Raw genomic sequence first — 26,100 nt, 5'->3', positions numbered from 1 at the left:
TTTTATGCTTGTGAAGAACAATGTCCTGTTGTCAGAAACCAGAACATCCACCGCTTGATGGATGACGCGTGCGGCGTCACATTGCGGGGATGCAGATACGTCTTCCCGATCAGTCCTCGACCGAACATCTCGCTGCCCGAATCGCCGGGCTGTGCGCTCCGGGCGATTGCATTGCCCTGTCAGGCGGTCTGGGGGCCGGGAAAACCACCTTCGCGCGGGCATTTCTGCGGGTTCTGGCCCGTGATCCGCAGATGGAAGTTCCAAGCCCGAGTTTCGCGCTGGTTCAGCCTTACGACACCGACGCCGGGCCGGTTTTTCACTATGATCTATGGCGGCTGGATGGGCCTGATGCGCTGTATGAACTGGCCTGGGATGAAGCCTGTGAAGGCATCATGCTGGTGGAATGGCCAGAGCGCGCTGAAGATCTCCTCCCTGCCAATGCACTGCATCTGACGCTCACCTCGGGGGCGACAGAAGACGAACGGTTTGCAGAGCTAACCGGCTGGCCGGACGAGCGCATGAGCGGGATTGCGCTATGACCGTTGTGACGATTGCCGGTACCGAGCCGTTTCTGGATCGGGTTGCTCATGAATGGCTGAAACAGGACCCCGCTGCTGGAACGGATGGTCCGGGCCTGCTGCTCGTGCCGAGCCGTCGTGCCGGGCGTGCGTTGATGGAAGCGTTCCTGCGCGTGCTGGATGGCAAGGCATCCCTCCTGCCGCGCATCGTTGCAATTAATGATGTGGACGAGGAGGCGCTGGCCTCCATTGGAATTGATGTCTCGTTGCCTCCGGCTGTTGAGCCACAGAGACGGCTGGCTGTTCTGTCCATGCTGATCCTGCAAACGCCTATTGTCAGTGTCGGGGTGGACAAGACCAAGGGTATTGACCGGGCATGGCCTCTCGCCAAGGCTCTGGCGGACCTTATGGATGAGGCAGAGCGGAGTGGGGTCGATCTGGCGAAAAGCCTGCCGGACGCTGTGGAGGAACGCTTTTCAGAACACTGGCAGCAGACGCTGAAATTTCTGGAAATCGTTACGACCATCTGGCCGAAATGGCTGGAAGAAGAAGGTTTGTCGAACCCCGTCGCCCGTCAGGTCGCGCGTCTGAAAGCGCAGGCAGCGGCGTGGCGGCAGGTTCCTCCCCACACGCCAGTTTGGGCGGTCGGGTTCGCAGATGGGTCCGCAGCGGTGTCAGATGTGCTGGCGGCGGTTGCGACGTTACCGGCTGGGCTGGTGATCCTTCCGGGGGTTGATCTGGACCTGCCTCAGGCAATGTGGGACGCGCTGCCTGCGTCACACCCACAGGCGGGGCTCAGGGAAATTCTTACGGATTTGGGGCTGACACGCGACGATCTTACGGATTGGGACGGCGGCAGGGACCGGGCCAGAGAGCGCCTGATGCGTGGCGTTATGCTGCCGGAACAGGGGATTACGGCCTGGGGGCGGGATCTGAACCCGCGGAATATTTCTGGCCTGTCCCTGTTGCCTGCACAGGATCAGCAGCAGGAAGCGCAGTCCATCGCGCTGATCCTTCGTAATGTGGTGTCCGTCCCCGGCCAGACCTGTGCACTTGTGACGCCAGATCGTAGCCTTGCTCAGCGTGTCGGGACCGAGCTTCTGCGGTTCGGGATTTATGCTGATGACAGTGCTGGTGAGCCTCTGGCGCAGACGCCAGCCGCAGTCTTCCTGCGTCTGATCGCCACGGCAGCCGAGGCCCAGCTTTCCCCGGTGGCTCTGCTTTCTGTTCTGAAGCACCCTTTAGCGTCGCTTGGGCGAACACCAGGTAACTGTCACGCCTCGGCCCGTCGGCTGGAGCGTTTGTTGCTGCGTGGACCCGCTCCTGCACCCGGTATCGCAGGTCTTAAAGCGGCGCTTGAGACGTATATCCAGAACCAGCGTGACCCGGACAATGGTGCCAGCGCAGATGCTCCTGATGAGCCGGAAGGGCCAGCGGCATTCATCGCCCGGATTGAAGCCGCTTTCGAGCCTTTGCTTGGCCTGTCTGGTGCGGTTCCGCTCCCTGAATTGCTGGAAGCCTTGATTCATACCGCCGAAGCCTTAGCGACGACCGAAACAGAACTGACCGCAGAGCCCGAAGAAGGACTGCATCCGGGTGGCCGTCTCTGGATGGGGGATGATGGTGAGGCGCTATCCCGCCACTTGGCCGCTTTAATCCAGCATACCGGCATCCTGCCATCGCAAAGGTTGGCGCATCTGGATTCATTCCTGAACACGTCCATGGCCGGGCAGATGCTGACGGGCCTGCGCGCGCATCGGGGCGGTGTGGAACTGGCCCATCCACGTGTCACCATTCTCGGTGTGCTCGAAGCGCGTCTGTTGGCGTTCGATGTGGTTGTTCTGGGTGGATTGAACGAGACGGTCTGGCCGCCTGCGACTGATCCGGGACCATGGTTGAGCCGCCCGATGCGGGCGCGTGTTGGTCTGCCGTCTCCTGAGCGGCAGATCGGCATCAGCGCTCATGATTTCGTCTCAACAGCTCTGGCCGCTGGAGAGGTTGTGTTTTCCAGTTCCGCCCGACGGGATGGCGCACCGGGTGTGCCAGCACGCTGGATGGTGCGGATGGAGGCGTTTCTGGGGGGGCGTGGGCAGAGATTGCCTGTGCATCCCGCCCTCGAATGGCAAAAGGCGATGGATCAGCCGCTGGATGGTGCGGAAACGGTGGCGCCTCCAGAGCCAAGGCCTCCTGTGGCACTCCGTCCGCGTCGTTTGAGCATCACGGAGATCGAGACGTGGATGCAGGACCCGTATGCCATTTACGCCAAGCATGTTTTGAAGCTGAAGGCGCTCAAGCCGCTTGAAGAGGGCGCTGAACATGCTGATTTCGGCATGATCGTGCATGAGGCTATGGATCGCGTTCTCAAAGACTATCCGGATCGCTGGCCGCAGAATGTGGCCGCATCCCTGAAGCGTGCCTTCGCGGAAGAACTGGCCAAGGCCAATATGCGACCTGCGCTGGTCAGTTGGTGGAGCCCAAGGCTGGCGCGCATCGCAGACTGGGTCGCCATACAGGAGCGCACCCGTCGAGAACAGGAACACGCCGTCGCACGGCATATGGAAGTGTCTGCGTCGTTCAAGATCGAAGCTGCACGCGCACCCTTTGAGCTACGCGGGAGGGCAGACCGCATTGACGTTGATGAAGACGGCAAGGCGACGATTTTCGATTACAAGACCGGCTCTCCGCCAACAGGCAAAGCGGTAGAGGGTGGATGGTCCGTTCAGCTTGTTCTGGAAGGGGCATTGCTGGCCAAAGGTGCTTTTGAGGGCGTTCCGGCTGCCGAAACGCAACAGCTTCTGTACTGGCATCTGACAGGCGGCGATGATCCGGGGAAAGAGAGCGAAGTTCCAAGCCGGAAATCCAGCCTTGATGCGGCTGCCCTGATTAGTGAGGCTATGGAAAAACTGCGTGGCCTCATTGATGAGTATGACCAGCCCGATCAGCCCTATCGCTCCCAGCCCTGGGCCGGTCATGTGCCGCGCTACACGGATTACGCGCAGTTGGCGCGGGTGGATGAATGGCGCGCGGCCTATGCGGAAGGAGACGATTCATGAGCGAGACCGGCAACCGCGCTGACGTTATTGCTGAAGCCGATCGCACACAGCTTGCTGCGTCTGATCCGATGGCGTCCGTCTTCGTGTCCGCGTCTGCTGGATCGGGCAAGACCAAGCTGCTGATTGATCGTCTTCTTCGTCTGATGCTGCCCCTTGAAGTAGAAGCAGATGATGGGTCGATTGTGTTGGTCGAAGGGGCAAACCCGTCCCGTATCTTGTGCCTGACCTACACCAAGGCCGCCGCTGCGGAGATGGCCAATCGTCTCCAGTCCCGGCTTGGTGAATGGGTGTCGCTCCCGGATGAGCGTCTGGGCCGGGAACTTGAGAAACTGCGTGTCCCCAATACGGATGAGACACGTCGTGCGGCCCGTGCGCTGTTCCTGAAGGTTCTGGACCTGCCGGGCGGTCTGCGGATCGAGACGATCCATGCGTTCTGTCAGTCTCTTCTGCGGCGCTTCCCCCTTGAAGCCTCCGTTGATCCGCATTTCACCCTGATGGAAGATACGGATACGACGCTGGCTTTGCGTGAGGCGATGGAAGACGAGCTCGCCAAGGCTCCGAAAATCGTGGCCGAAGTGGCGGGGACCATCGGGATCGACCGGTTCTTCCAGCGGATACGCGCTTTGAACATGGAAGAAAGCCGCATTCGTCCCCTGCTGGACCGTTGGCAGATGCTGCCGGACGCTGTGCTGAGCGCCTATCGGGCGGCCCTGAAAGCCGGGCAGGAGGCGGCGTCGGATCTGGAAGGGTTGATCTGTAAGCCTCGCAAGGAGGCGGAATTGCGGGCCGGACTTCAGGCGGCGCTTGGCGTTGTCACGGCCGCTGCGAAGCCGACTGTGGAGCAGATGCTCCTGTGGCTCGGGACACAGATTGAAGACCGTTCCGCACCCGTCTGGAGCAAATGTCTGCTCACGGACAAGGGCACCGTGCGGCAGATGAACCGCATCATCAGCAAGAAAGCACAGGATGCCGTTCCTGAAATCGTGCCGCTGCTGGAAGAGGAAGGCCAGCGCCTCCTCGATCTAACAGAGAGCATCAAGCGCGCCGTGCTTCTCTCACTGAATCGCGCACTTCTGTCCCTTGCTGCGCCAATGCTGTCCAGCTTCCGCGAGGGCAAGGCCGCGCGTGGACTGGTGGATTACAACGATCTCATTCAGGAAACGCGAAACCTGCTGGAAGATCCGGGTGCGGCCTGGGTGCTGTACAAGCTGGATGGCGGTATCGACCATCTTCTGCTGGATGAGGTGCAGGACAATTCGGGCCTTCAGTGGGAGATCGCTGGAGCTCTGACATCCGAGTTCTTTTCCGGTGAGGGCGCATGGGAGCAGGGGCCGAGACCCCGCACCGTGTTCGCGGTGGGCGACTACAAACAGTCCATTTACGGATTTCAGGGCGCTGATCCTGAACAGTTCCATAGCTGGAGAGCCGAGTTTGCCCGTCGCGTTCAGAATGCGGGTCTGTCGTGGCGTGACCCGGATCTGAACGTCTCGTTCCGCTCCGTCACGCCCGTTCTGTCTTTCGTCGATGCGGTCTTTTCTCAGCCGAATGCCGCACATGGCCTGCTGGAGCAGGGGCAGGAGACACTTCTTCCCCATGTATCTGCGCGTCCGGGGCAGGGTGGGCGTGTTGAACTCTGGCCGCTCGTTCCGGTGTTGGAAGGCGAGGACGATGATGAAGGTCTGACCCCCTGGCAGGCTCCGAAAGCCAATACAGGCCAGCGCAGTGCACCGCAGCGTCTGGCGGAGGCGCTCGCCGGGTGGATTGATCAACAGATTGGTCGTTCGCCGCAACGGGGACAGGCGCCTTTGAAAGCGGGCGATGTTCTGATTCTCGTGCCGCGCCGGTCGTCCTTCCTGCGGTCTTTGATCCGGGCACTAAAATCGCGAAATGTGCCAGTGGCGACACTGGTGCGCGTCGGTCTGACGCAGCAGGTGGCCGTGCGCGACCTTATGACGCTCTGTGCCGCACTGCTTCTGCCACAGGACGATCTGACATTAGCGGCGGTTCTGACCTCCCCACTTGGTGGGCTGAGCGATGACTCCCTGATGGCGCTGGCGACAAAAGATGGTCGCGCCCACGCCCTTGGCCCGAAAGGCCAGCCGCTCTGGACTGTTCTGCGGGAACGTCATCGGGAGCGTGCGGAGTGGCAGGCGGCATGGGCCATGCTGTCTGCGCTTTATGCTCGGGTGGACTATGCCACGCCGTACCGCCTGCTGGCCGAAGCGCTGGGCCCGCATGGCGGGCGCACAAGACTGCTGCGTCGTCTAGGGCCGGAAGCGGCTGAACCGGTGGATGAACTGCTGACCGCCGCCCTGCGCTACGAAGGATTGCACCCCCCTTCGCTTCAGGGGTTTCTGCATTGGCTGGAAGCTAGCGAGATCACCAGCAAGCGCGAAGCGGAAAGCGAGACCGGGGCTGTCCGCGTCATGACCGTGCATGGATCGAAGGGCTTGCAGGCTCGTTTGGTCGTGATGCCGGATACGTTGTCCCGTGCGCCAGCCAGTGGGGATTTCCTGTGGGAAGAAGCCGCCGGGCTGGACCTTCCGATCTGGGTGCCGAAGAAAGATGCCGGAACGGATGTCACGACGGCCTTGTCTGCCCGGGATGCGGAGAAGGCGCGGGCGGAAAACAACCGTTTGCTCTATGTGGCCCTGACGCGCGCCAGTGACTGGCTGGTGATCTGCGGAGTCTCCACGAAACGTCAGCCGGACGACACGAGCTGGTATCGTCAGTGTCAGGCCGGGTTCGAAACGCTCGCCAATGCGCGATCCGAACAACTGGGACTTGGGTGGGACGGAGACCGTCTAGTTCTGGAAGAAGAGCGAAGTGTGGCTCCCGCGCCCGATGCCGCGCCGCAGATCGTCGCGCCCATGCTGGATTTGCCGGTCTGGCTAGGCCGTGCGCCCGAGTGGCGCGCGGATGTTGCGCCGACGGAAGACGCCATGACCCGGCCTCTGGCGCCAAGCCGGCCGGATGGCGCGGAGTTTGGCGAAGTGCCCGCAGCCCGCTCTCCGCTGGAACTTCTGGCGGGGAGGCCAAAGCCTGTTCGGGAACAAGCCATGCGGCGCGGCACGATGATCCATCGCCTGCTTCAGCTTCTGCCGGAAACGCCTTCCGAAGACCGGCTTGCACTCGCAACCCGTTGGCTTTCCAGACCTGCGCTCGGGCTGACAGAGAACGAGGTCGAGCGTCTGACGGATCAGGTCATGGGCGTCCTGCATCATCCGGATCTCGCACCTCTGTTTCAGGCAGGCAGCAGGGCAGAACAGCCGATTTCGGGCATCAGTGAGGGGCGCGTGGTTCTGGGGCAGGTGGATCGTCTGTGGATCGGGGACGGAGAAATCTGGATCTGCGATTACAAAACGAACCGTACTCCACCGATTCGCGTTGAGCGCACACCCGTGGTCTATGTGAGGCAGATGGCGGCCTACCGGGCGGTTCTCCAGCAACTGCACCCCGATTTTGCCATTCACTGTTCGCTGGTCTGGACGGAGGGGCCCTCTGTGATGGTTCTTCCAGATGAGCTTCTGGATCGTGTACTGGAGGGGTCTTGATTTAATGGGCAGGCTCTTGCAGTCCTGACCAGAGAAGCCGATATCGGTTTACAGAAACACGTTTCATCACAAGGAACACGTCCATGAGCGCAAATACGGTTGCCGTTACGGATAGCAGCTTTGAAACAGACGTCCTGAAGTCTGACGGCCCGGTTCTGGTCGATTTCTGGGCAGAATGGTGCGGTCCGTGCAAGATGATTGCCCCGGCGCTCGAGGAAATTGGCGCTGAGTATCAGGGCCGCCTGAAGGTCGCGAAGGTCAACATCGACTCCAACCCGGAAGCCCCGACGCAGTATGGTGTTCGCAGCATCCCGACGCTGATCGTCTTCAAGGATGGCAAGCCGGTTGCACAGCAGATGGGTGCGATGCCGAAGAGCCAGCTCAAGGCCTGGATCGAGAAGTCCATCTGACCTGACAGCGATGCGCTGTTTACTGTCCCTCATTCAGTGACAGTGGGGGCGTGGTCAGAGGCGATTCCTTTGTGTAGGATCGGGCCATGCGTCCGAAAGCCTCTGATTTCCCGTCCCCCGTCATCGTAACCTCCAGTGAAGAGGTTGCACGGCTCTGCAACAAGCTAAAGCAGGAGCCGTTCGTTACCATCGATACGGAATTCGTCCGGGAAAAAACCTACTGGCCCGAACTCTGCCTCGTGCAGCTTGCTGGTGCCGAGGACGTCGCTGTTATCGATACGTTGGCACCGGGCATTGATCTGGCTCCGCTGGGCGAACTCCTGGATGAGCCCGGATGCATCAAGGTGTTCCATGCCGCGCGGCAGGACCTTGAAATTTTCCTTCATATTTTCGACCGGCTTCCGCAGTCCCTGTTTGATACACAGGTCGCAGCCATGGTGGCCGGATTTGGCGATCAGGTCGGCTATGACAGTCTGGTTGGGGCTATCACTGGCAATGCGATCGACAAGGCTCATCGGTTCAGTGACTGGTCGGCCCGTCCCCTGACGAAGGCGCAGATCGCTTACGCTGCAGCAGATGTGACGCATCTTCGCACGGTCTATCTTGCACTGCGCAAGCAGCTTGAAGAGGAAGGTCGACTGCGCTGGGCTGATGCCGAACAGGCTGTTCTGACGTCCGAAGAGACATTCCGCCCTGATCCGCGCCGTCTTTGGGAAAAGCTGAAAGCCCGTACGAATAATCGCAGAATGCTTGGTATCCTGCGTGAGATAGCAGCATGGCGTGAAAAAGAGGCGCAGAACGCCGATATTCCCCGGCAGCGGATTATTCGCGATGAAAGTCTGCTCGAAATTGCTGCGATCAAGCCGGAGAACGTTGAGACGCTAGCGCGTGTCCGTGGTGTAACGCGTGGCTTTGCTGAAGGACGTATGGGGCAGGGGCTTCTGGAAGTCGTTCGTGTTGGTGAAAATCTTCCAGAATCCGAGCTACCCAAGCCACCGTCCAAGTCTGATCGTGGACGGCCATCAGCAGCACTGGTTGCGCTTCTTCGGGTGCTTCAGACAGCCAAGTGTGAAATGCACAAAGTCGCGCCGCGTCTGGTGGCGTCTTCCGAAGATCTGGACCGGATTGCGCTTGGTGAAACAGATGTTGGTGCTCTTAAGGGCTGGCGTCGTGAAGTTTTTGGGCTGGATGCGCTGGCGCTCGTACGTGGCGAGATCGCACTGGCTGTCGTAAAGGGATGTGTTGAGCTTCAGCGGGTTGCACCAGACGGTGAACCTGCGGACGCGTGACAAGCACCTTCGACGCGGGCATGACTTTCTGGTAAGGAACGTCACCCAAAAGATTCCGGTCCTGTAAAAAGGGTCGGCGGGTAACAGGATAGTGGGCCAAGACAGGCCCGGATGCGCGACAGAGGAACGATATATGGACTGGACGGACGAGACGATCGCCAGACTTCGCGAGTTGTGGAGTCAGGGACTTTCGACCGCCGAAATCGGCCGCCAGCTTTCCATCACGAAGAATGCTGTTGTTGGCAAGGCGCATCGCCTTGGCCTGCCGCCTCGTCCGTCACCCATCCGGAATCGCAAGGTCAAGGATGGCGAAACGCCGTCAACGGAAGTGCCACGGCGCAAGCCCCCCACCCGGAAGGCTGCGGCACCTGCCGAAGCAACTGCTGACCTTTTGGGTGACAAGGTAGACGCCAAGGCCACCCCAGCCAAGGTGGATGCGCCCAAGGCCGCTCCTGCAAAAGCAGCAGAAACCGTGGCGGCCCGCCCTGTGGTTGCTCCAGTTGCACGCGCAACTGCGGTTCCACCCCTGAAGGCTGAAGCGCCCGCCAAGCCGCCTGCTCCGGAACCCCGTGTGGCTCCGCCGGTCCGTCCGGCTCCGCCGCCGCGTTTTACAGCCAGCATTGATCGTCCGACGCGTCGTGGCCCGTCCTGCTGTTGGCCGATCGGTGATCCAGGCACCCCGGGGTTCCATTTCTGTGGTGCAACCCCTCTGCCGGGTAAGCCCTACTGTGCGGAACATGCGGCCATCGCCTACGTCAAAATCCGCGATCGTCGCGATTAAAAAAAAGCCGTCCAACTGGACGGCTTTTTTTATTGGCTATGTTCTCGCCATCCATCTGTTCAGGGATGGTTCGCCAGATCTCCCATTGGCAGGGAGGGAAGTTGCCTGTCATGGCCGAGGCCGGGCGTCGAAGGTGCGGTGCCCGTGAGGTTCTCGAACTGCTCCGGATGCTGTGATGCCGTGACATCCCCAACAGCCTTCGGGTGGTGCAGATTGTCATACTGGAGCGGCGCGATAGACAGTGTCTGGTCCATGGTTGGCAGGGCCTTGACGGACCACCCGCCACCCAGACTGCGGATCAGGTCCACATCTGCCGTATAAAGGCGCGTGGCGACTTCCACCTGATGGATGCGGCTTTCCAGTGTGTTTTCTTGACTGAAAATCGCTTCCAGGTAAGTGCCCACCCCGCCTTGATAAAGGGTCATGGTCATGTTCTGGGTGTCGAGATTGGCTTTGACGGCCTGCTCCAGAGCTGTGTTTTCTTTGGAGAGGCGTTCCGTCCGGGACAAGCCATCTTCGACTTCGCGGAAGGCATCAAGAACCTTCATGCGGTATTCGTCGCGCGTTTCTCGATATGCTGACCACGTTCTCTGGAGTTCCGCCCGACGCAGCCCACCATCAAAGAGTGGCATGTCGAGGCTGGCACCATACGTCCAGAGTGAATTGGCCAGGTTGGCAAGGTCGAAGCCATTGGATGCGAAGCCGCCGCCGAGCTTCAAAGCGATATGTGGGTAGAATGCCGCACGGGCAATGCCGATTTCCCGGTTGGCCTGAGCCATTTCGCGTTCAGCTGACGCAATGTCGGGCCGGCGTTGCAACAGTTCGGAAGGCACGGTGGTCGGGATGCTCGGCTGGATGAAGCTGAACGTCTGAACCTGCGGAATATGGAACGCCGATGGAGACGAGTTGGTCAGAACGGCAATGGCATGCTCCGTAACCTGACGGGCAGCCTGAATATCCAGCTGAGCAGCCTGCGTGGTGTAGAGCTGTGCCTGAGCACGGGCCAGATCCAGACGTGGGGCTGCCTGATTCTGAACCTGATTTTCAGTGATGGTGACAGCCCGCTTATAGAAAGCGATGGACTGTGAGTAGATCGCATCCTGTGCGTCATAACCGCGCAGTTCAATATAATCGCGCGCCAGTTCCGCCTGGGTGCTCAGGCGTGCCATGGCGAAGTCTGCCGCGCGTTGCTGGGCAAACTGCTTCTGGGACCGTACGCGGTTCCGGATCGACGACCAGAAATCCGGCTCCCAGGACACGAGCCCGCCGTAATCCTCTTCCGTTTGCGTGAGGGTGGCACCATTGCGGAACAGACGGTCAACAGACTGTTTGTTGTCTGACGCACCGGCTTCCAGGCTGGCATGGGGGAGCAGTTCGGATCGGGCCGCTGCTACGAGGGAACGTGCCTGAATGAAGCGTTCTGCGGCTGCCTGAATGTCCCCGTTGTCTGCGGTCGCGCGTTCTTCAAGCTCGTTCAGGAGTGGATCATGCAGCATGATCCACCAGTTTTCCGGAAGGAGCGTATCAGCAGGCGTGGCGACAGCGAACGGCGCCTGACCCTGCCAGCTCGCGGGGACAACGAAGCTGGGGGCCTTGTAGGTCGGGGCAAGATCGCAGGCTGACAGCCCCAGAAGAGAGAGGGCTGAACCGCAGGCGAGTGAAAAGCGGCGAAGGATGGGGCTGATCATTGGTCTTTCCCATAGCCTGACTGGTTATAGCCGCGCTGACCTTCCACGACATTGACCTTGTCGCCTTCCAGCACATCGGCTGGCGGGTTGGAGATGATGCGGTCTGTCGGGGAAACGCCATTCTGGATTTCGGTTGACGTGTCGGCCATGCGACCGACGGTGATGTTCCGATAATGGACGCGGCTGTTTTCATCGACGACGGCGACCTGCATACCCTTTTCCTCGAAGACGAGAGCACTGGTCGGAATTTCGTAGAGATGTGCATCTTCGTTGTGGGATTTCAGCGCTGCAGAGGCGAAGGTGCCCGGCCACAGGACTTCATCCTTGTTCTCAAGCGTAAACTCGGCAACGGCCGTACGGGTGGTCGGATCGAAGCCGCGTGATGTCGTCAGGTAATGGGCTTCAAACGTGCGGCCACGATACTGGGGCACACTGATGGTTGCGGTCAGATCCGGCTGCAGAACATAGGAGAATGTTTCTGGCACGGACACGAATAGACGCAGCTTCTGTACATCGGCAACCGTGAAGAGTTCGGATGCGCCACCGGTTGAGTTCAGGCCGCCGCCGCCATTGTTGACGTAATCACCGACGTTGATGTTACGCGCCGTCACGACGCCATCAAACGGTGCAACGATGGTCTTGAACTTCTCAAGAGCTTCGAAGTGATCGACGTTACGTTGTGCTGCGTCCACTTCTGCATGGGCAGACTGTTCGTTTGCGTTGGACACCGAGACGGACTGCCCTGAAACGGACTGAGACCGCCCCATGGCGCGCCAGCGCTCGGCCGTCACGGTGGCGAGGTGGTATTTCGCCATCACAGAGTCCAGATCTGCCTTGGCCTGCGCATACTGTGCATCAAGAGCAGGGGCATTGATCTCGGCCAGAGCGTCGCCAGCCTTCACGTGTGCACCATAGTCCTTGTACCACATCTTCACGTAGCCAGAGACCTGCGGGTAGATTGGCGCCTGATACCAGGCATCAATCGTGCCGGGGAGCGTCAGGGCAACCTTTTCAGGTGACTGTTTGGGCGTGACGACCGCGACGTTCTGGATTGCGCCAGCTTCAGTGTCAGCCTTCAGTTCCGTTGCCGCATGGGTTTTTTCGACAACGATGAAGCCCACGTAAAGCGCGAGAACGCAGCTTCCCGCAATGGCGAAGATTTTCGGAGAGCTGGCCATTAGACAGTTTCCTTCTGACGCGAAGAACGGTTGTGGAGGATGGCGTAAACGCAGGGGACAAAGAGCAGCGTAGAGATCGTTGCGACCAGCAGGCCGCCGATGACAGCCTTGCCCAGTGGCGCGTTCGTGGAGTTCGAAATAGCCATCGGGATCATGCCAACGATCATGGCGAGTGCGGTCATAAGCACGGGGCGGATACGGCCAAAGCCAGCTTCCAGTGCTGCCTTGAGGGCGTCACCATGGATTTCGAGGCGTTCACGGGCGAACGAGACCACGAGGATGGAGTTGGCCGTGGCCGTTCCCATGCACATGATGGCGCCCGTGAGAGCCGGAACGGACAGCCGCGTATTTGTCAGGAACAGAGCCCAGGCAATACCGCCCAGAGCACCCGGCAGAGCCGTGATGATGATGAACGGATCAAGCCAGGACTGGAAGTTCACAACGATCAGCAGATAGATCAGCACCACGGAAACGCAGAGCCCGAAGACAAGCTGTGAATAGGCCCCATGCATGGTGGTGGCTTGTCCGTGGACGTCGATTTCAGCCGAGCGCGGGACGTTATGTGCGTCGGCCGCCAGTACCTTTTTCACGCCGTCCAGAACGGAACCCATGTCCGTGCCCTCGACGTTTACGTAAATGTCCATCTCGGACATCGAGTTGTAGTGAGACACTTCGCCCGGTGTTCCGGCTGCAATCACGTTGGCAACGGCACCCAGAAGCTGCGGGTCGATGTTCTCCGTGTTGCCTTCACCCTTGTCCACCGGAATGGTCAGCAGATCGCTCAGATGCGTCATCTGATCCTGTGAGGTGTAAAGGTTCAGCGGGAAGGTGACGTTGTCTTCCGGGTCAAGCCAGAACTGCGGGTCCACAACGGCTGAGCCCGAGAGCGTGTACAGTTCGTTCTGGGCAATATCGGCTTCCGTCACGCCTGTTGCCTGACCAAAGGTCCGGTCCCCGTTAACCATCAGGGTCGGCGTAGACATGGTCTGCTGGATGGTGACGTCTGCAGCACCTGGAACCTGACGGATCTTGCCGATGATGTGACGGGCATAATCGTAGTTCAGCAGGGCATCTGGACCGGAGATCTGAACGTCAATCGGAGCAGAAGATCCAAAGTTCAGGATTTTCTGGGTCAGATCAGCAGGCTGGAATGTGAAGACCGTACCGGGGAAACGCTGTGACAGATCCTTGCGGAGCAGCTTGCGGTAGTCCCAGACAGGGGAGGCGTCATTTTTCAGGGCAATCGTCAGGTCGCAGTCCTGCGTTCCGACGCTTGGTGTGGGCATGAATGCCTGATTATGGGGACCTTCTGGCAGGCCACAATCAGAAATGATGCTTTCAACCTTGCCTGCCAGATCCTGATGAATGCGATCATCCACGAGGGCAGCGATACGGCCAGCAACCTCGATACGCGTTCCCAAAGGTGCACGCATATGCATCTGGAGAGTGCCGGATTTCACTTCAGGGAAGAAGTCTCGCCCTGCAAAGGCATAGAGTCCGGTTGAGGCAATGGAGATCAGCATGAAGATGCCGACGAAAGCGCCACGGCGGCTGATGCAGCGCTCCAGCAGGCTGCCATAGCCATCGCGGAAACGGTTGAAGCGGGTTTCGAATCCAGCCTGAAACCGGCCAAAGAAGCCTTTGGGTTCAGGGTGGCCATGATCGGTTTCACCATGCGCCCCATGATGAACCTGTCCTGCGAGAAGATACTTGGCCATGGTGGGCACGAGCGTACGGGACAGGATGAAGGACGCGATCATCGCGAAGATGATGGCTTCTGCCATAGGCATGAAGAGGTAGCCTGACACGCCATCCAGTTCGAAGAGTGGCAGCCAGACAATGCAAATGCAGGTTGTGGAAACGAAAGTCGGGATGACGATCTGGTTCGCCGCATCAATGATGGCGAGTTCCAGATCCTTGCCCATTTCAAGATGGGTATCGATATTTTCGATCATGACGGTGGCGTCATCCACAAGAATACCAACGGCAAGAGCCAGACCACCCAGTGTCATCACGTTGATGGACTGACCCGCCCAGCCCAGCCCGATGAGTGCGCAGAGAATGGCTAGCGGGATGGAGGTTGCGATGATGACGGTGGATCGCCAGGAGCCAAGGAACAGCAGGACCACAATACCTGTCAGGAACGCGGCCGTGATCATTTCCTGAACGACGTCCTTGATCTGGTCCTTCACCATCACGGAGGCGTCTTCAAGGATCGAGACATGTACATCAGGCGGCAGAATTCGACGCAGACGCGGAAGAAGCGCCTTGGTCGCAGCCACAACATCCAGAGTGGAGGCGGTACCACCCTTCTGGGTAATGACTTCTACAGCCTGACGGCCCTTCACCAGCACCAGGTTTGTCTGAGGATGCCCACCGCGATAGACGTCCGCGACGTCTCTCACATAGATGACCGCATTACCAACCCGTTTGACGGGGATATTGGCGATGTCTTCCATGCTCTGCGGAGCTGCGTTGGTCTGCACCATCCAGTCGGTCGCATCGATCTTCTGGTCACCGGCCGGCAGAACAATGTTCTGCTTGCGGAGGGCAGCCTGTACGTCCGCCGCAGCAAGATGATGGGCCCGAAGCTCTGCTTGGTTCATGGAGACCATGACAAAGCTGTCCATGCCGCCATTCGGGTGAGCCACGACGGCACCCGGAACGGTTGCGAGCAGCGGGCGAACCGTAATCACGCCCAGTTTGAACAGATCGGACGGTGTTTGTTTGTCAGATGTGATCTGTAGGGCAATGACCGGAACCTGAGACGGGTTCAGGGCCATGATCATTGGTGCAGGCACCATGGGCGGAAGGCCCAAGAGCACTGTCTGCGAAATTGCCGTCACTTCTGCTTCGGCTTCCCCGATGGGCGTGCCGGGCTGGAAGTAAATATCTACAATCGACCGACCATAATAGGAGTTGGACTCCATATGTTCGATGTTCTGAACTGTTGTCGTAACAGCCAGTTCGAAGTTGTAGGTAATACGGCCAGCAAATTCCTGTGGCAGAAGACCTGGATAGGTCCAGACCGCTGCGACGACCGGAATCTTGATATTGGGGAATACGTCCGTTGGCGTCCTGAGGATCGAGAGGATGCCAAGCATCACAATCAGAATCGACAGGACGACGAACGTTAAGGGTCGTCTTAGCGCTGTGACAACAATGGCATTCATTGGTTGGCGCGTCCTGATGCGGTTTAGGTAGATGCGCCGATATACACATTATGTTGTAAAGTTAGATTTAAACTCCCATTTAATACAGAGATTTAATTAAATGCAGATTTAATCTGTTGTTTGATGCCGTAGATTCTATACGGCGTGTAATGAATATATATTTATTAAAAGCAAATTTATTATAGAAAAAATGGATTTGTATCGGAAGTTTTCTTTTCTGGTCATTGTGTATACGAAAAAGCCCGCTCCCCAGTCATGGGAAGCGGGCTTCTCGATACCTTCAGAGAAAGATGGAGGCTGGATCAGCCTTCAGCTTTTTCCTCAGCAGCTTCCGGAGCAGCCTTCGCAGGTTCCACGATCGGGGAACGTGGGGCGACGCCATCCGTGATCATTTCGAGCTGACCGGTGATCTGGCCACCATCTTCAACCTGCAGACGACGGCACTTTGCCTTGCCGATCAGACGACCGCTGCCGCGGATGGTGAGGCTGCCGTTGACAGTCAGGGTGCCGTCAATCGTGCCGGCAACTTCTGCATCTTCAACTTCGATCGCACCGCGGAAGACACCGCCCTGTGCAACAACGACTTCCGCCGCCTGAATCATGCTGGACTCGACAGTCCCTTCAACGACCAGACGCTCGGCATCCTGAACCGAACCCTGAACGCTGATACCACGGCCGACGACCAGCGTACGACGCTCCGGACCCGTCTGACGCGGTGCTCCCGGTACGCCTGCTGCACCCGGACGGGGCGCAGTTGCCGGCGTTGCGCCCGGCAGGTTGTTCGGGGATGGCGGCGCCGGGAAAGGGGTACGACCCATAGATGCGGGGTCCTTCTGCTGGTTGGGCTGAGGGCTGGCTGTTCCGGATCCGGACGCAGGAGTGGTCTGGCTGGAAGCATCCGGCCGGTTGGGAAAGATGGGCTGCCCGGCGAGCTTGCTTGTCTCGGCAGGCTTTGCGTCTTCTTCCGGTTTGCGTCTTCTGAACAAGGAAACCCCGCTACGGATCTGAAAAGAACAAGGACTATGTCTCGGCCGCTCGACACCGGACCTGCTGGTGCAGGGTTCGTCAGGAACGGCCTCTGACAAGGCTTACACGGTCACGCCCCGAACGGACAACCCGCGCTTGCGTGCAAATGTCATAATCTGACATGCGCAGAACAGGAGAGTGCATTCGTCCCGGGTGTTGGCGTGTTCCCAGAGGGCACCTATGATCGTGTTGATTTAATGGCGCAGATGGCGTCTTGAACGATTTTTTGCCTTTTTGTGAACTCTGGAGCCTTAATGTCAGCCCCCAAACACGATCTCCTCTGCATCGGCAATGCTATTGTCGATGTTCTTGCCTCTGTTGACCCGGCTGTTATTGCCGATCTTGGTGCAACTCCAGGCAGCATGACGCTCATTGACGCTGCAACCGCGCAGGACATTGAAAACCGTATTGCTGTTGAACGTGTTGCCGGTGGCGGCTCTGGTGCCAATACGGCGGTGGTTGCGGCTCGTATGGGCGCAAAAGTCTCTTATCTTGGCAAGGTTGCTGAAGATCAGGCCGGGACGCATTTTACGCAGGATATCCGCGATCAGGGCCTGACTTTCCCGTCCCAGCCACTCGCTGCGTCTGAAAAAATCCCGACCGCGCGCTGCATCGTGCTCGTGACGCCCGATGGACAACGCACCATGTTCACCTATCTCGGAGCCTGTACGGAATTTACACCGGCAGACGTTCATGAAGAGACAGTCACGGATGCTGCCATCACGTACATGGAAGGCTATCTGTACGATAAACCCCATGCTCAGGCGGCTTTCGAACATGCTGCCACGCTGGCCCGTAAGGCTGGCCGTCAGGTTGCTCTGACGCTGTCAGATACGTTCTGCGTGGGCCGTCATCACGCGGCATTCCGTGGGCTCGTTGCTGGCCATGTTGATATTCTTTTTGCCAACGAAGCCGAGCTTCTGGCGCTGTACGAAACGACTGATTTCGAAAGCGCTCTGCGTCAGGTCGCTGCAGAAACCCAGCTGGCTATCGTCACACGGAGCGAAAAGGGCGCTGTCGTCATCAGCAAGGGCGAGCGTCACGACGTTCCGACTACGCCAGTCAAGGTTGTGGATACGACCGGCGCTGGTGATGCATTTGCGGCCGGATTCCTTGCTGGTCTGAGCAAGCAGCATGACCTTGTGACGTGCGCGAAGCTCGGCAATCAGGCTGCTGGTGCCATCATCACGCGCTTTGGTGCGCGGCCGCAGGAAGATTTTACTCTGCGCGCCTGATACATCACGGGATGATCCGGGAAGTTATTTCCCGGATCATCCCGCAGCTCTGTGCGTCAAAGATGTTTCTGGGCCAATCCTGACTGGCCGACTTCCTGAAGATAGGTCCAGAGTGCATCCAGATCGCTTTCCGAGATGGCGCTTTCCGGAAAAGACTCCATGTGTTCGCTTGGCCACTTCCTGACCTGCTTCGGGTTGCGGATGATGGCCCGGAAGCCTTTTGGGGTTATGTACTCTGTTACCGGGATGGGCCGCCCGAGATCCGGTCCCATGCTTCCTTCGCCAACGCCCATGAGCTGATGGCAGGGCAGGCAGTTTTCTGCAAAAATGACCTGGCCTTTTGCGGCGGGTTCGCTCGTGCCAGACGGAAGCTCATTACTTGAGGATGGGGTAATGGCAGCGAGCTGGTCGACCCATTGTTCCTGCTTGATGATGCCAACTTCCTCACCGGTCCACACAAGGGCAAACGGTCCAAGGTCATGGCTGTGAGGACGGCGTTTAGGCCATTCCTTGTCTTCAATGGCGATCCACGCAGTGACGTGATGTTTGCGAGCCTGTTCAAAGACACTCCTGGGAATTTCCGCCGTAAAAAGATCTGTGGCCTGAAAAGCCAGCGCATCATCCTGATGGATCAGCGCTGAAAGTGGGATCGCGGGAACGTCCGGTCCTAGAGGCTGCTTGATATGGGACAGATCGAGCCTCTGGGTTTCCGGGCGGTGCAGAAGCTCTTCAACGCTGAATTTATGAACGGTATCGCCGTCTTTAACGCTCAGAACTGTGGATGGATTAGCCCAGGCTGGTGAGGCTACAAGCCCGACGAGAAAAAACAGTCGTTTGAAAACATGCCGTCCGTTCATTCCTGCCTTCACCCCTCTAAATCCTTGTTAATTCAAAAGTCTACAGTTCCCTGATATCATAATGATCTCGGAACGGAGTGAGTAAACAGCAAAAAAACGAGCGCTCCGACGCCTTAAAGATCCGACCAGCCAATCTGCCTCACGTTTTCACGTGTGAAAGCATTGCGAACACCGGGATCGAGAAGCGCAGCGAGTTCGCCCTCCTGATCGTAGGTGGGCATGAAGCGATGCATCATGGCGTTTTGAGCTGTGGCAGGGTGGAAATAAATCTCACTGACGCCTTGGGGAAGCTTCGGGATGAGGGCTTGAATGCGGTCAGGGGTCATATGGCCAGACCAGCGCAGCCCGAAACACCAGTCATTGGTTTTTAGGCCCGCTTTGTGGATCTGATGGCGAAGGACTCCAATCCAGCGACGCAAGGCGCGATCACCGATGCTATCTTTTGCGTCCACAGGCTCAGGTGGCTCAAACGGAGAGCGCACAGCTTTCAGGCCATGCTCCAGCCCCGATTCAATCAGGAAGCGCCCGACAGTGGGGTGGAGATGCATATGCTTGTGGGCATTCGCGTGATCCAGCGGAAGGCCTGTACGGGCAAAGACGCGGTACTGCGCTTCAATTTCACGACGGATGGCGCTTCGGGCATGGGGACTGAAGAAATATTCGATGCCCAGCCGAAGCTGGTTGCGGCCAAACCAGCCCTGTTCATCCGTGATGGCGGGAAGATCCAGGGCGGATTTTCCCTCGATAGCGACGACGTGCAATCCTACTTTCAGGTCAGGCATGGCTTTCGCCCGACGGACAGCGTCCGCTGCTGCATCTCCAGCGACCATCAGGCTCGCTGTTGAAAGGACGCCCTTGCGATGAGCAGCTTCAATAGCTTCGTTGACTTCCAGGCTCATGCCGAAATCATCGGCGGAAACAATGGCGCGACGGGTCACGATGAAGCTCCGGAACAGGGGGCGAGGGTCATGAAAAAAGGGGCATGGCCGTCAAGCCATGCCCCTTTTTGAGAAAACGAGGCCGTCAGTGACGGTCTCAGGCCGCGTGACGGTCCTTGAGGAACTGGAAGAATTCCACACCTTCGCGCAGACGACGCTTCATCATCTGCGGGCTGCGGATCATCTCGTTCAGGATGGAAGCGATCTTGGAACCGCGGAAATAGAACTTCCGGTAGAATTCCTCGACGCTTTCGAAGATTTCCGTGTGCGACAGGTGCGGGTAGTGCAGGGGAGCAATCTGCACACCGTTCTCGTCAATCAGTTCGGCCGCATCAACGTTCAGCCAGCCATTCTCGGTTGCCTGCTTGTGGAGTGCTGTGCCCGGATAAGGAGCGGCCAAGGAAACCTGCAGCGTGTGCGGGTTGATTTCCTTGGCGAAAGCGATGGTCTCCTGAATGGTTTCCTTCGTCTCGCCCGGCAGACCAACGATGAACGTGCCGTGGATCTTGATGCCCAGCTTGTGGCAGTTCTTCGTGAATTCCTTAGCGACTTCGACACGCATGCCCTTCTTGATATTGTGAAGGATTTGCTGGTTTCCACTCTCATAACCCACGAGGAGCAGGCGCAGGCCGTTCTCCTTCATGATCTTCAGCGTGTCGTAAGGGACGTTCGCCTTGGCATTGCAGGACCACGTAACACCCAGCTTGCCCATTTCGCGAGCAATGGCTTCGGCGCGCGGCAGGTCGTCCGTGAAGGTATCATCATCGAACATGAATTCCTGCACTTCCGGGAAGTACTGCTTGGCGAGACGGATCTCGGCAGCAACATGCTCCGGGCTACGCGTGCGGTAGCGATGGCCACCAACCGTCTGCGGCCACAGGCAGAACGTGCAGCGGGATTTGCAGCCACGGCCCGTGTAGATGGAAATGTAAGGGTGCTTCAGGTAGCCGATGAAGTAGTCGTTGATGTTCAGGTCACGCTTATAGACTTCCGTTACGAACGGAAGGCTGTCCATGTCCTCAATCATCGCGCGGTCCTTGTTCGCGATGATCTCCCCCTCGGCGTTGCGCCAGGTGATGCCGTCTACTTCTGCAAGCGGCTTGCCTTCAGCGATTTCCTTGATCGTGAAGTCGAATTCATTGCGGGCCACGAAGTCGATCGGGCCACCCTGCTTCATGCTCTCTTCCGGCTGCACGGCGACCTTGGCGCCGACCATGCCGATCATGATCTTTGGGTTGGCGTCTTTGATCATCTGCGCCACGCGGACGTCCGACGCGAAGGACGGCGTGGAGGTGTGCATGACGACGAGGTCGCGATTCTTCACGTCCTCAAGGATCGGATCCATGCCCATCTTCGCCGGGGGGGCATCGATCAGGCGGGAGCCGGGCACCAGAGCTGCCGGTTGAGCCAGCCATGTTGGAAACCAGAAAGACTTGATTTCACGCTTGGCCTGATAACGGGAACCAGCACCACCATCGAAGCCGTCGAAGGAAGGAGGCTGGAGAAAAAGGGTTCTCATCATGATCGGACACTCCTGTGGGTGGTGGCGCCAGACTGGAACGCTGTGGCGCGCGCCGAAGATTTACGTTTTCTTCGGGCGATATGGACCGTTCTGCCGCGCCATGCAACGCGTGACCCTCTTGCACTGCCCACCATGATGGCTGCGGAGAGCCAGTCACGGATGACCAGAAGAGGGATTGCAGCGGGCAAAGGACACTCCGTTGCACGGTCTATAATGCGGCTTCCAAGGCCACGAATGGCCCAGGTCAGCCCCAGCAGAAGCCAGGTCCACCATGTATTGGGACGAAAAAGAACGGCTGTGACGGCCCAGAACAGCGGAAGCTGAATGGAAGACAGGCCGTAGCCGACGGGTTCAACATTCTTGACGGTTCTGCCCCAGCGCAACTCGTGAGAGAGCAACTCGCTGAGGGTGTGTTCGCCAACAGTGGTATGGGTGAGGGACGGCGCAATGGCGATGCCCTGACCACGCTGACGGACAAGCTGACCAAGTTCAGCATCGTCCGCCACGTGATCGACCAGAGCTTCCAGTCCGCCAATGTCAGTCAGTGTCTGTCGTGTGAGAGCCATGGTGGCGCCCAGACAGTCCTGACGACCCAGCAGGCGTGACATCATCACGCCTGGCAGGAAATTGTGGTTGATCTGACAGGCGCCAAGTTGCTGGACCAGTGTTCCACCAGCTGTGCGCCCGGCATAAAGAGTCGTCACAAGTCCGACACCTGGAGCTTCGAGGCTGGAAACGACGTGCTTCAGGTAAGTTGGAGCGCAGTGAATGTCAGAGTCTGAAATGACCAGAACATCGTGGCGTCCCTCATCAAACATGTTGATGAGGTTGCTGACTTTCCGGTTCGGACCGTGTTCGTCCGCATTGATCACAATGCTGACTGGGATCTGAGGATATTTCTGACGAAGATCCTGTACGACAGACAGAGCCGTATCGGCTTCGTCGTGAACGCCAAAGACAATCTGGAAGTCCGGATAGTCCTGCGCGAAAACACTCTCAAGCGCTTCGCGGAGCAGAGGCTCATTGCCGTGAAGAGGCTTGAGTACTGTAACAGCTGGCCAACGCCTGCCCGACATACGGACGGCCTCATCCTCTCGACGTTCCCGCGTGCGGAAACGTGCAAGAAGGGTCGCCCCCGTAAGGGCCTGAATATTTCCAGCTACAGATACGAGTGTACAGAAGCCAGCTGCAATGGAGAGAGGTGAAGGCACGGCGGTCTTTTATCTCCCCTTCACATCAGGAAGGAAGAGCTTCGTAGCCGCGCGGGACTCAATCATGCAGGAATTTGGTCGTTTTCCGGTCCAGCAGATCTGCAAGACCGCTTGCACCGCCCTGAGACAGAGCGCCGCCGAAATCGGCACGTTGTGCGGCAACCTGGCTGATATGGGCATCCAGAAGAATGTCTGTGATGCGCCAGCCTGATGGGCCACTTGTCATGATGTAATCGATTGGCGTGCCACCATCAGAACCGCCGCCAATGGTCGTGTCCACAATCTGTCCACCCGTTGGGTTTGGGCGGGTCTGCGGGAGGATAGTGAAGACGGCGTTGCTTCCCGGTTTGAAAGAAGATGCATATCGCGCGATTGTGAACTGACGGAACGATCCAAGCAGATGGGTGCGATCAGCTGCGCTCAGATTATTATAGCGCACCCCCACAGAGCGACGCAGAATGGCCTCAAGATCAAACGCATGGTCAACGGCCGGCGCAATCATTGTGGCGCGTTGCTGTGCGGTCTTGCCCGTTGTCTGCGCAGTTTTCAGAGCATCATACAAACCCTGAATTGGCGCGGCTGGCGCGGATGCAGAGCTTTCGCTGGCTGCTGGGGCGGTCTGGGCTTGCGCTGCTGCCACCGGGACGCCTGCAAAGAGGCAGGTCACAAGAAGGAACAGAGTCGCGTTCTGGGCAAATCGGGAATTCATGGTCATGCTTTCGTCCTCTGAGACGTTTTATGCAAGAGGTCATGCTCTTGCTGCACGGTATCAACCGCCGGATGCGGAAATCGTTCTGTGGTCGAATGGCCACATCACTACATAGAATTGCAACCAACGACATTGAGGCCCACATGGCAATGAGGCTATAGCCAGTCAATCAAGAGTCCGATGCGCCTTCTCGGTGCCGGTTAACACAAACCGACATTGCCTAGGCCATACGGGCCTCATTCAGATGTTTAGGGCCCCGACGCGCTGTCACGGCGCATACTGTCGGTGGCTAGAACCAGAGGATTATAATGGCCGTTCCTTTGATGCAGGCTGTCCGAGTCGGACGGTACGTTGTCAAGCAGCACCTCACGGGCCGCAAGCGATATCCGCTGGTCCTGATGCTCGAACCGCTGTTCCGCTGCAATCTGGCGTGTGCCGGTTGTGGTAAGATCGACTACCCGGCACAGATCCTGAACCAGCGCATGAGCTTGCAGGAATGTCTGGATGCCGACACGGAAGCAGGCGCCCCCGTCATTGCTGTTGCAGGTGGTGAACCCCTTCTGCACAAGGAAATGCCTCAGATCATCAAGGGTCTGATTGCGCGCAAGAAGTACGTTTACCTTTGCACAAACGGCCTTCTGCTTGAGAAGAAGCTCGACGATTACGAGCCATCCCACTTCTTCTCTTGGGACGTGCATCTGGACGGCGACAAGCTGATGCATGATTCGTCAGTCTGTCAGGACGGCGTGTTCGAGAAGGCGACGGCAGCAATCCGGGCCGCCAAGGCTCGTGGCTTCCGCGTTTCCATTAACTGCACGGTCTTTGATGGTGCGGTTCCTGAGCGTCTGGCTGCGTTCTTCGATGAAGTCATGGCTTTGGGCGTTGATGGCATCATGACCGCTCCGGGCTATGCTTACGAGCGCGCTCCGGATCAGGCTCACTTCCTGAACCGCCAGAAGACCAAGCAGCTTTTCCGCGATGTCTTCCGTCTGGGTAAGGGCAAGAAGTGGCGCTTCACACAGTCGCCGCTGTTCCTGAACTTCCTGGCTGGTAACGAGAACTACCACTGCACGCCATGGGGCAAGCCGCTCCGTACCGTGTTTGGTTGGCAGCGTCCCTGCTATCTGCTGGGTGAAGGCTATGCCAAAACCTTCAAGGAGCTGATGGACGACACCGAGTGGGAGAAGTATGGCACAGGTGCATACGAGAAATGCGCTGACTGCATGGTTCACTCAGGCTACGAATCCACGGCTGTGATGGATGCTGTTCGTCGTCCCTGGCACATCGCCAAGGTCGCACTGTTTGGACCGGAAACTGAAAAGCCGATGGTTCCGGAAATCTCGCTCGCTAACCAGCGCCCTGCCGAATACGGCTATGAAGCGCAGGTTGAGCAGCAGATGGAAAAGATCACGACAGGTGGCAAGCCGGCGCGTGGTCCGCGTGTCCGTGTGAATGGCCGTCCGGCAGCCAATACTGTGACTGCGGCAGCTGACGCTGCTGACTGACACAGTCTTTTTTGGACTGGATTATGCAGAAAGACCGGCCTTCAAGGCCGGTTTTTTTGTATTCCGTCATACAGAACTACGAGTGTGGCATGAATGTCATGGTGTCGAACGGCAGTCCTGACTATCATCAGGGTCTCATTACTCCGGCCGGACCATGTTGACCCCGATCTTTGTTATTTGCCTGCTTATTCTTCTGAACGCTGTTTTTGCCATGGGAGAGCTGGCACTTATTTCAGCCAAGCGCCCGCGGCTGGAAGTCCTTGCAAAACAGGGTTTCCGTGGTGCGCCCGCAGCTCTGCGCCTTGCGGAAGACCCGCATGCGTTTCTTCCTACCGTTCAGATCGGCATGACGCTAGTTTCGATTCTGGAAGGTACGTTTGGTGGTAGCCAGATTGAAGCCAACATTCGGGAGTGGATAGCGACCGTTCCCGCTCTGCATCCCTTCGCGGGTGAACTCTCGATTGTACTGGTCGTGGCGATCATAACTTTTGCGATGCTGGTGTTTGGTGAACTGGTTCCCAAGCAGATTGCGTTGCAGCAGCCTGAGATCATCGCGTCTCGCCTGTCCTGGCTTCTGGTGGTCGTTGCCCGCGTAGCTCAGCCTGTCGTGTGGCTTCTGAGCGGCACGTCATCGCTTGTACTGCGCCTGCTTCGTGTCGGGCCTCTGACCCGTGCCGCTGTGACGGAGGAAGAACTCCGAGCTGTTCTGGCTGAAGGTGCGCGCGCGGGCGTTCTGGAAACGGACGAACAGGCCATGATCGAACGCCTGCTCCGGCTGGCTGACCGTCCTGTCCGAGCCATCATGACACCTCGTAATGAGCTGTTCTGGGTGGATCGGCACGCTGATCAGGAAACGCTCGTGCGCAAGCTCAGGCAGTCATCCTATGCGCGTATCGTGGTGTGTGAGGGGGACGTCGATCATCCGGTAGGTGTCATTCTTGCCAAAGACATCATGGACCGTCTGTTGCTGGGAATGCCGGTGTCCATTGAGGCAGCATTGCGCGAGCCCCCTGTCATTCCTGACAGTCTGAGCGCGCAGGACATGATTGAACGCCTGCGCGGCGTGAATATCGGCATAACTTTCGTTCTGGACGAATACGGCTCGTTCGAAGGTATCGTGACGCCGTCTGACGTTTTCGAGGCCATCGTCGGCGAAGAGAAAACCGAAGCCAACTCCTTCGAGCTTCAGGCCGCTGAGGGGGGAGATGAATACCTGTTTGAGGGTTTCATGCCTGCTGACGAACTGCGCTCGCGCCTTGATCTACCCGAGCTCCCAGGAGGCGGCAGCTATCATACCTTGGGTGGGGTGATACTGGCCTTGTTGCGTCGCGTTCCGGCCAGAGGCGATAAGGTAGCTTTCGAGGGGTGGCTTTTCGAAGTGCTCGAAATGGATCGTCGTCGTGTTGCCAAGGTCAAGGTTAGTCGGCAGGTCCTGGCGGAAGACTGATTCCCG

At 58.3% G+C, this 26,100-nt stretch carries 18 protein-coding genes; 9 read left to right on the top strand and 9 right to left on the bottom strand.

All coding sequences use genetic code 11. The features are described 5' to 3' along the window. The first annotated feature begins 89 nt into the window (after positions 1-89). The 6 genes from tsaE (at position 90) to KP705_RS07780 (ending at position 9,605) form a co-directional block, all read left to right on the top strand. Positions 90-539, top strand: coding sequence for a tRNA (adenosine(37)-N6)-threonylcarbamoyltransferase complex ATPase subunit type 1 TsaE (gene tsaE, locus KP705_RS07805; RefSeq protein ID WP_046900905.1), 450 nt, complete (start codon positions 90-92; stop codon positions 537-539). Continuing rightward, positions 536-3,571 (top strand): double-strand break repair protein AddB, encoded by a 3,036-nt coding sequence (gene addB, locus KP705_RS07800; RefSeq protein ID WP_215764265.1) that lies wholly within the window; start codon positions 536-538, stop codon positions 3,569-3,571. Before tsaE ends, addB begins: the two co-directional genes overlap by 4 nt. Then, positions 3,568-7,125 carry a double-strand break repair helicase AddA gene (gene addA, locus KP705_RS07795; protein ID WP_215764264.1) on the top strand — a complete coding sequence of 1,186 codons (3,558 nt, stop codon included), beginning with the start codon at positions 3,568-3,570 and terminating at the stop codon, positions 7,123-7,125. The genes addB and addA overlap by 4 nt, the downstream gene beginning before the upstream one ends. 83 nt (positions 7,126-7,208) lie before the next feature. Then, entirely contained in the window at positions 7,209-7,535 is a 327-nt protein-coding gene (gene trxA / locus KP705_RS07790) for a thioredoxin TrxA (RefSeq protein ID WP_007283421.1), read from the top strand. Between the two features lie 86 nt (positions 7,536-7,621). Continuing rightward, positions 7,622-8,824 carry a ribonuclease D gene (rnd, locus tag KP705_RS07785; protein WP_046900174.1) on the top strand — a complete coding sequence of 401 codons (1,203 nt, stop codon included), beginning with the start codon at positions 7,622-7,624 and terminating at the stop codon, positions 8,822-8,824. Positions 8,825-8,957: 133 nt separating this feature from the next. Next, positions 8,958-9,605 carry a GcrA family cell cycle regulator gene (locus KP705_RS07780; RefSeq protein WP_211510064.1) on the top strand — a complete coding sequence of 216 codons (648 nt, stop codon included), beginning with the start codon at positions 8,958-8,960 and terminating at the stop codon, positions 9,603-9,605. A gap of 59 nt (positions 9,606-9,664) precedes the next feature. On the opposite strand, the gene KP705_RS07775 is transcribed toward KP705_RS07780, so the two are convergent. From KP705_RS07775 to KP705_RS07760, 4 genes are all read right to left on the bottom strand, one after another. Continuing rightward, the gene (locus KP705_RS07775; protein ID WP_215764263.1) at positions 9,665-11,293 is read right to left on the bottom strand and encodes an efflux transporter outer membrane subunit; all 1,629 of its coding nucleotides are present in this window, start codon (positions 11,291-11,293) and stop codon (positions 9,665-9,667) included. Further along, positions 11,290-12,471: an efflux RND transporter periplasmic adaptor subunit gene (locus tag KP705_RS07770; RefSeq protein WP_203548255.1), complete on the bottom strand. Its 1,182-nt coding sequence runs from the start codon at positions 12,469-12,471 to the stop codon at positions 11,290-11,292. The genes KP705_RS07775 and KP705_RS07770 overlap by 4 nt, the downstream gene beginning before the upstream one ends. Continuing rightward, positions 12,471-15,644, bottom strand: a complete 3,174-nt coding sequence (locus KP705_RS07765) for an efflux RND transporter permease subunit (RefSeq protein WP_064273557.1) — start codon at positions 15,642-15,644, stop codon at positions 12,471-12,473. The genes KP705_RS07770 and KP705_RS07765 overlap by 1 nt, the downstream gene beginning before the upstream one ends. A 302-nt stretch (positions 15,645-15,946) precedes the next feature. Beyond that, on the bottom strand, positions 15,947-16,630 hold the full coding sequence (locus KP705_RS07760; protein WP_249211332.1) for a polymer-forming cytoskeletal protein: 684 nt from the start codon (positions 16,628-16,630) through the stop codon (positions 15,947-15,949). A gap of 294 nt (positions 16,631-16,924) precedes the next feature. On the opposite strand from KP705_RS07760, the gene KP705_RS07755 reads away from it, so the two are divergent. Then, a complete protein-coding gene (locus tag KP705_RS07755; protein WP_215764262.1) occupies positions 16,925-17,905 on the top strand; it encodes an adenosine kinase in 981 nt (326 codons plus the stop codon). 56 nt (positions 17,906-17,961) lie between these two features. Here the strand turns inward: KP705_RS07755 and KP705_RS07750 are convergent, their stop codons facing one another. From KP705_RS07750 to KP705_RS07730, 5 genes are all read right to left on the bottom strand, one after another. Beyond that, the gene (locus KP705_RS07750) at positions 17,962-18,774 is read right to left on the bottom strand and encodes a cytochrome c (protein WP_046900167.1); all 813 of its coding nucleotides are present in this window, start codon (positions 18,772-18,774) and stop codon (positions 17,962-17,964) included. Between the two features lie 101 nt (positions 18,775-18,875). Next, complete coding sequence (gene hpnK, locus KP705_RS07745) at positions 18,876-19,700, bottom strand: hopanoid biosynthesis-associated protein HpnK (protein ID WP_080951418.1); 825 nt, start codon at positions 19,698-19,700, stop codon at positions 18,876-18,878. Positions 19,701-19,797: 97 nt separating this feature from the next. Beyond that, the gene (hpnJ, locus tag KP705_RS07740) at positions 19,798-21,222 is read right to left on the bottom strand and encodes a hopanoid biosynthesis associated radical SAM protein HpnJ (protein WP_046900166.1); all 1,425 of its coding nucleotides are present in this window, start codon (positions 21,220-21,222) and stop codon (positions 19,798-19,800) included. Continuing rightward, positions 21,219-22,433 (bottom strand): bacteriohopanetetrol glucosamine biosynthesis glycosyltransferase HpnI, encoded by a 1,215-nt coding sequence (gene hpnI / locus KP705_RS07735; RefSeq protein ID WP_046900165.1) that lies wholly within the window; start codon positions 22,431-22,433, stop codon positions 21,219-21,221. The genes hpnJ and hpnI overlap by 4 nt, the downstream gene beginning before the upstream one ends. A 58-nt stretch (positions 22,434-22,491) precedes the next feature. Further along, the gene (locus KP705_RS07730) at positions 22,492-23,148 is read right to left on the bottom strand and encodes an ABC transporter substrate-binding protein (RefSeq protein ID WP_215764261.1); all 657 of its coding nucleotides are present in this window, start codon (positions 23,146-23,148) and stop codon (positions 22,492-22,494) included. Between the two features lie 302 nt (positions 23,149-23,450). On the opposite strand from KP705_RS07730, the gene hpnH reads away from it, so the two are divergent. Further along, positions 23,451-24,647, top strand: coding sequence for an adenosyl-hopene transferase HpnH (gene hpnH, locus KP705_RS07725; RefSeq protein ID WP_046900163.1), 1,197 nt, complete (start codon positions 23,451-23,453; stop codon positions 24,645-24,647). Between the two features lie 154 nt (positions 24,648-24,801). Next, entirely contained in the window at positions 24,802-26,094 is a 1,293-nt protein-coding gene (locus tag KP705_RS07720; protein WP_046900162.1) for a hemolysin family protein, read from the top strand. Positions 26,095-26,100 lie beyond the last annotated feature (6 nt).

The sequence above is a fragment of the Gluconobacter sp. P1D12_c genome (assembly GCF_018812105.1).
In the GTDB taxonomy this organism is placed as follows: Bacteria; Pseudomonadota; Alphaproteobacteria; order Acetobacterales; family Acetobacteraceae; genus Gluconobacter; species Gluconobacter oxydans_A.
Note: the sequence above shows the minus strand (reverse complement) of the source record. Positions and strands in the feature narration are given on the sequence as shown.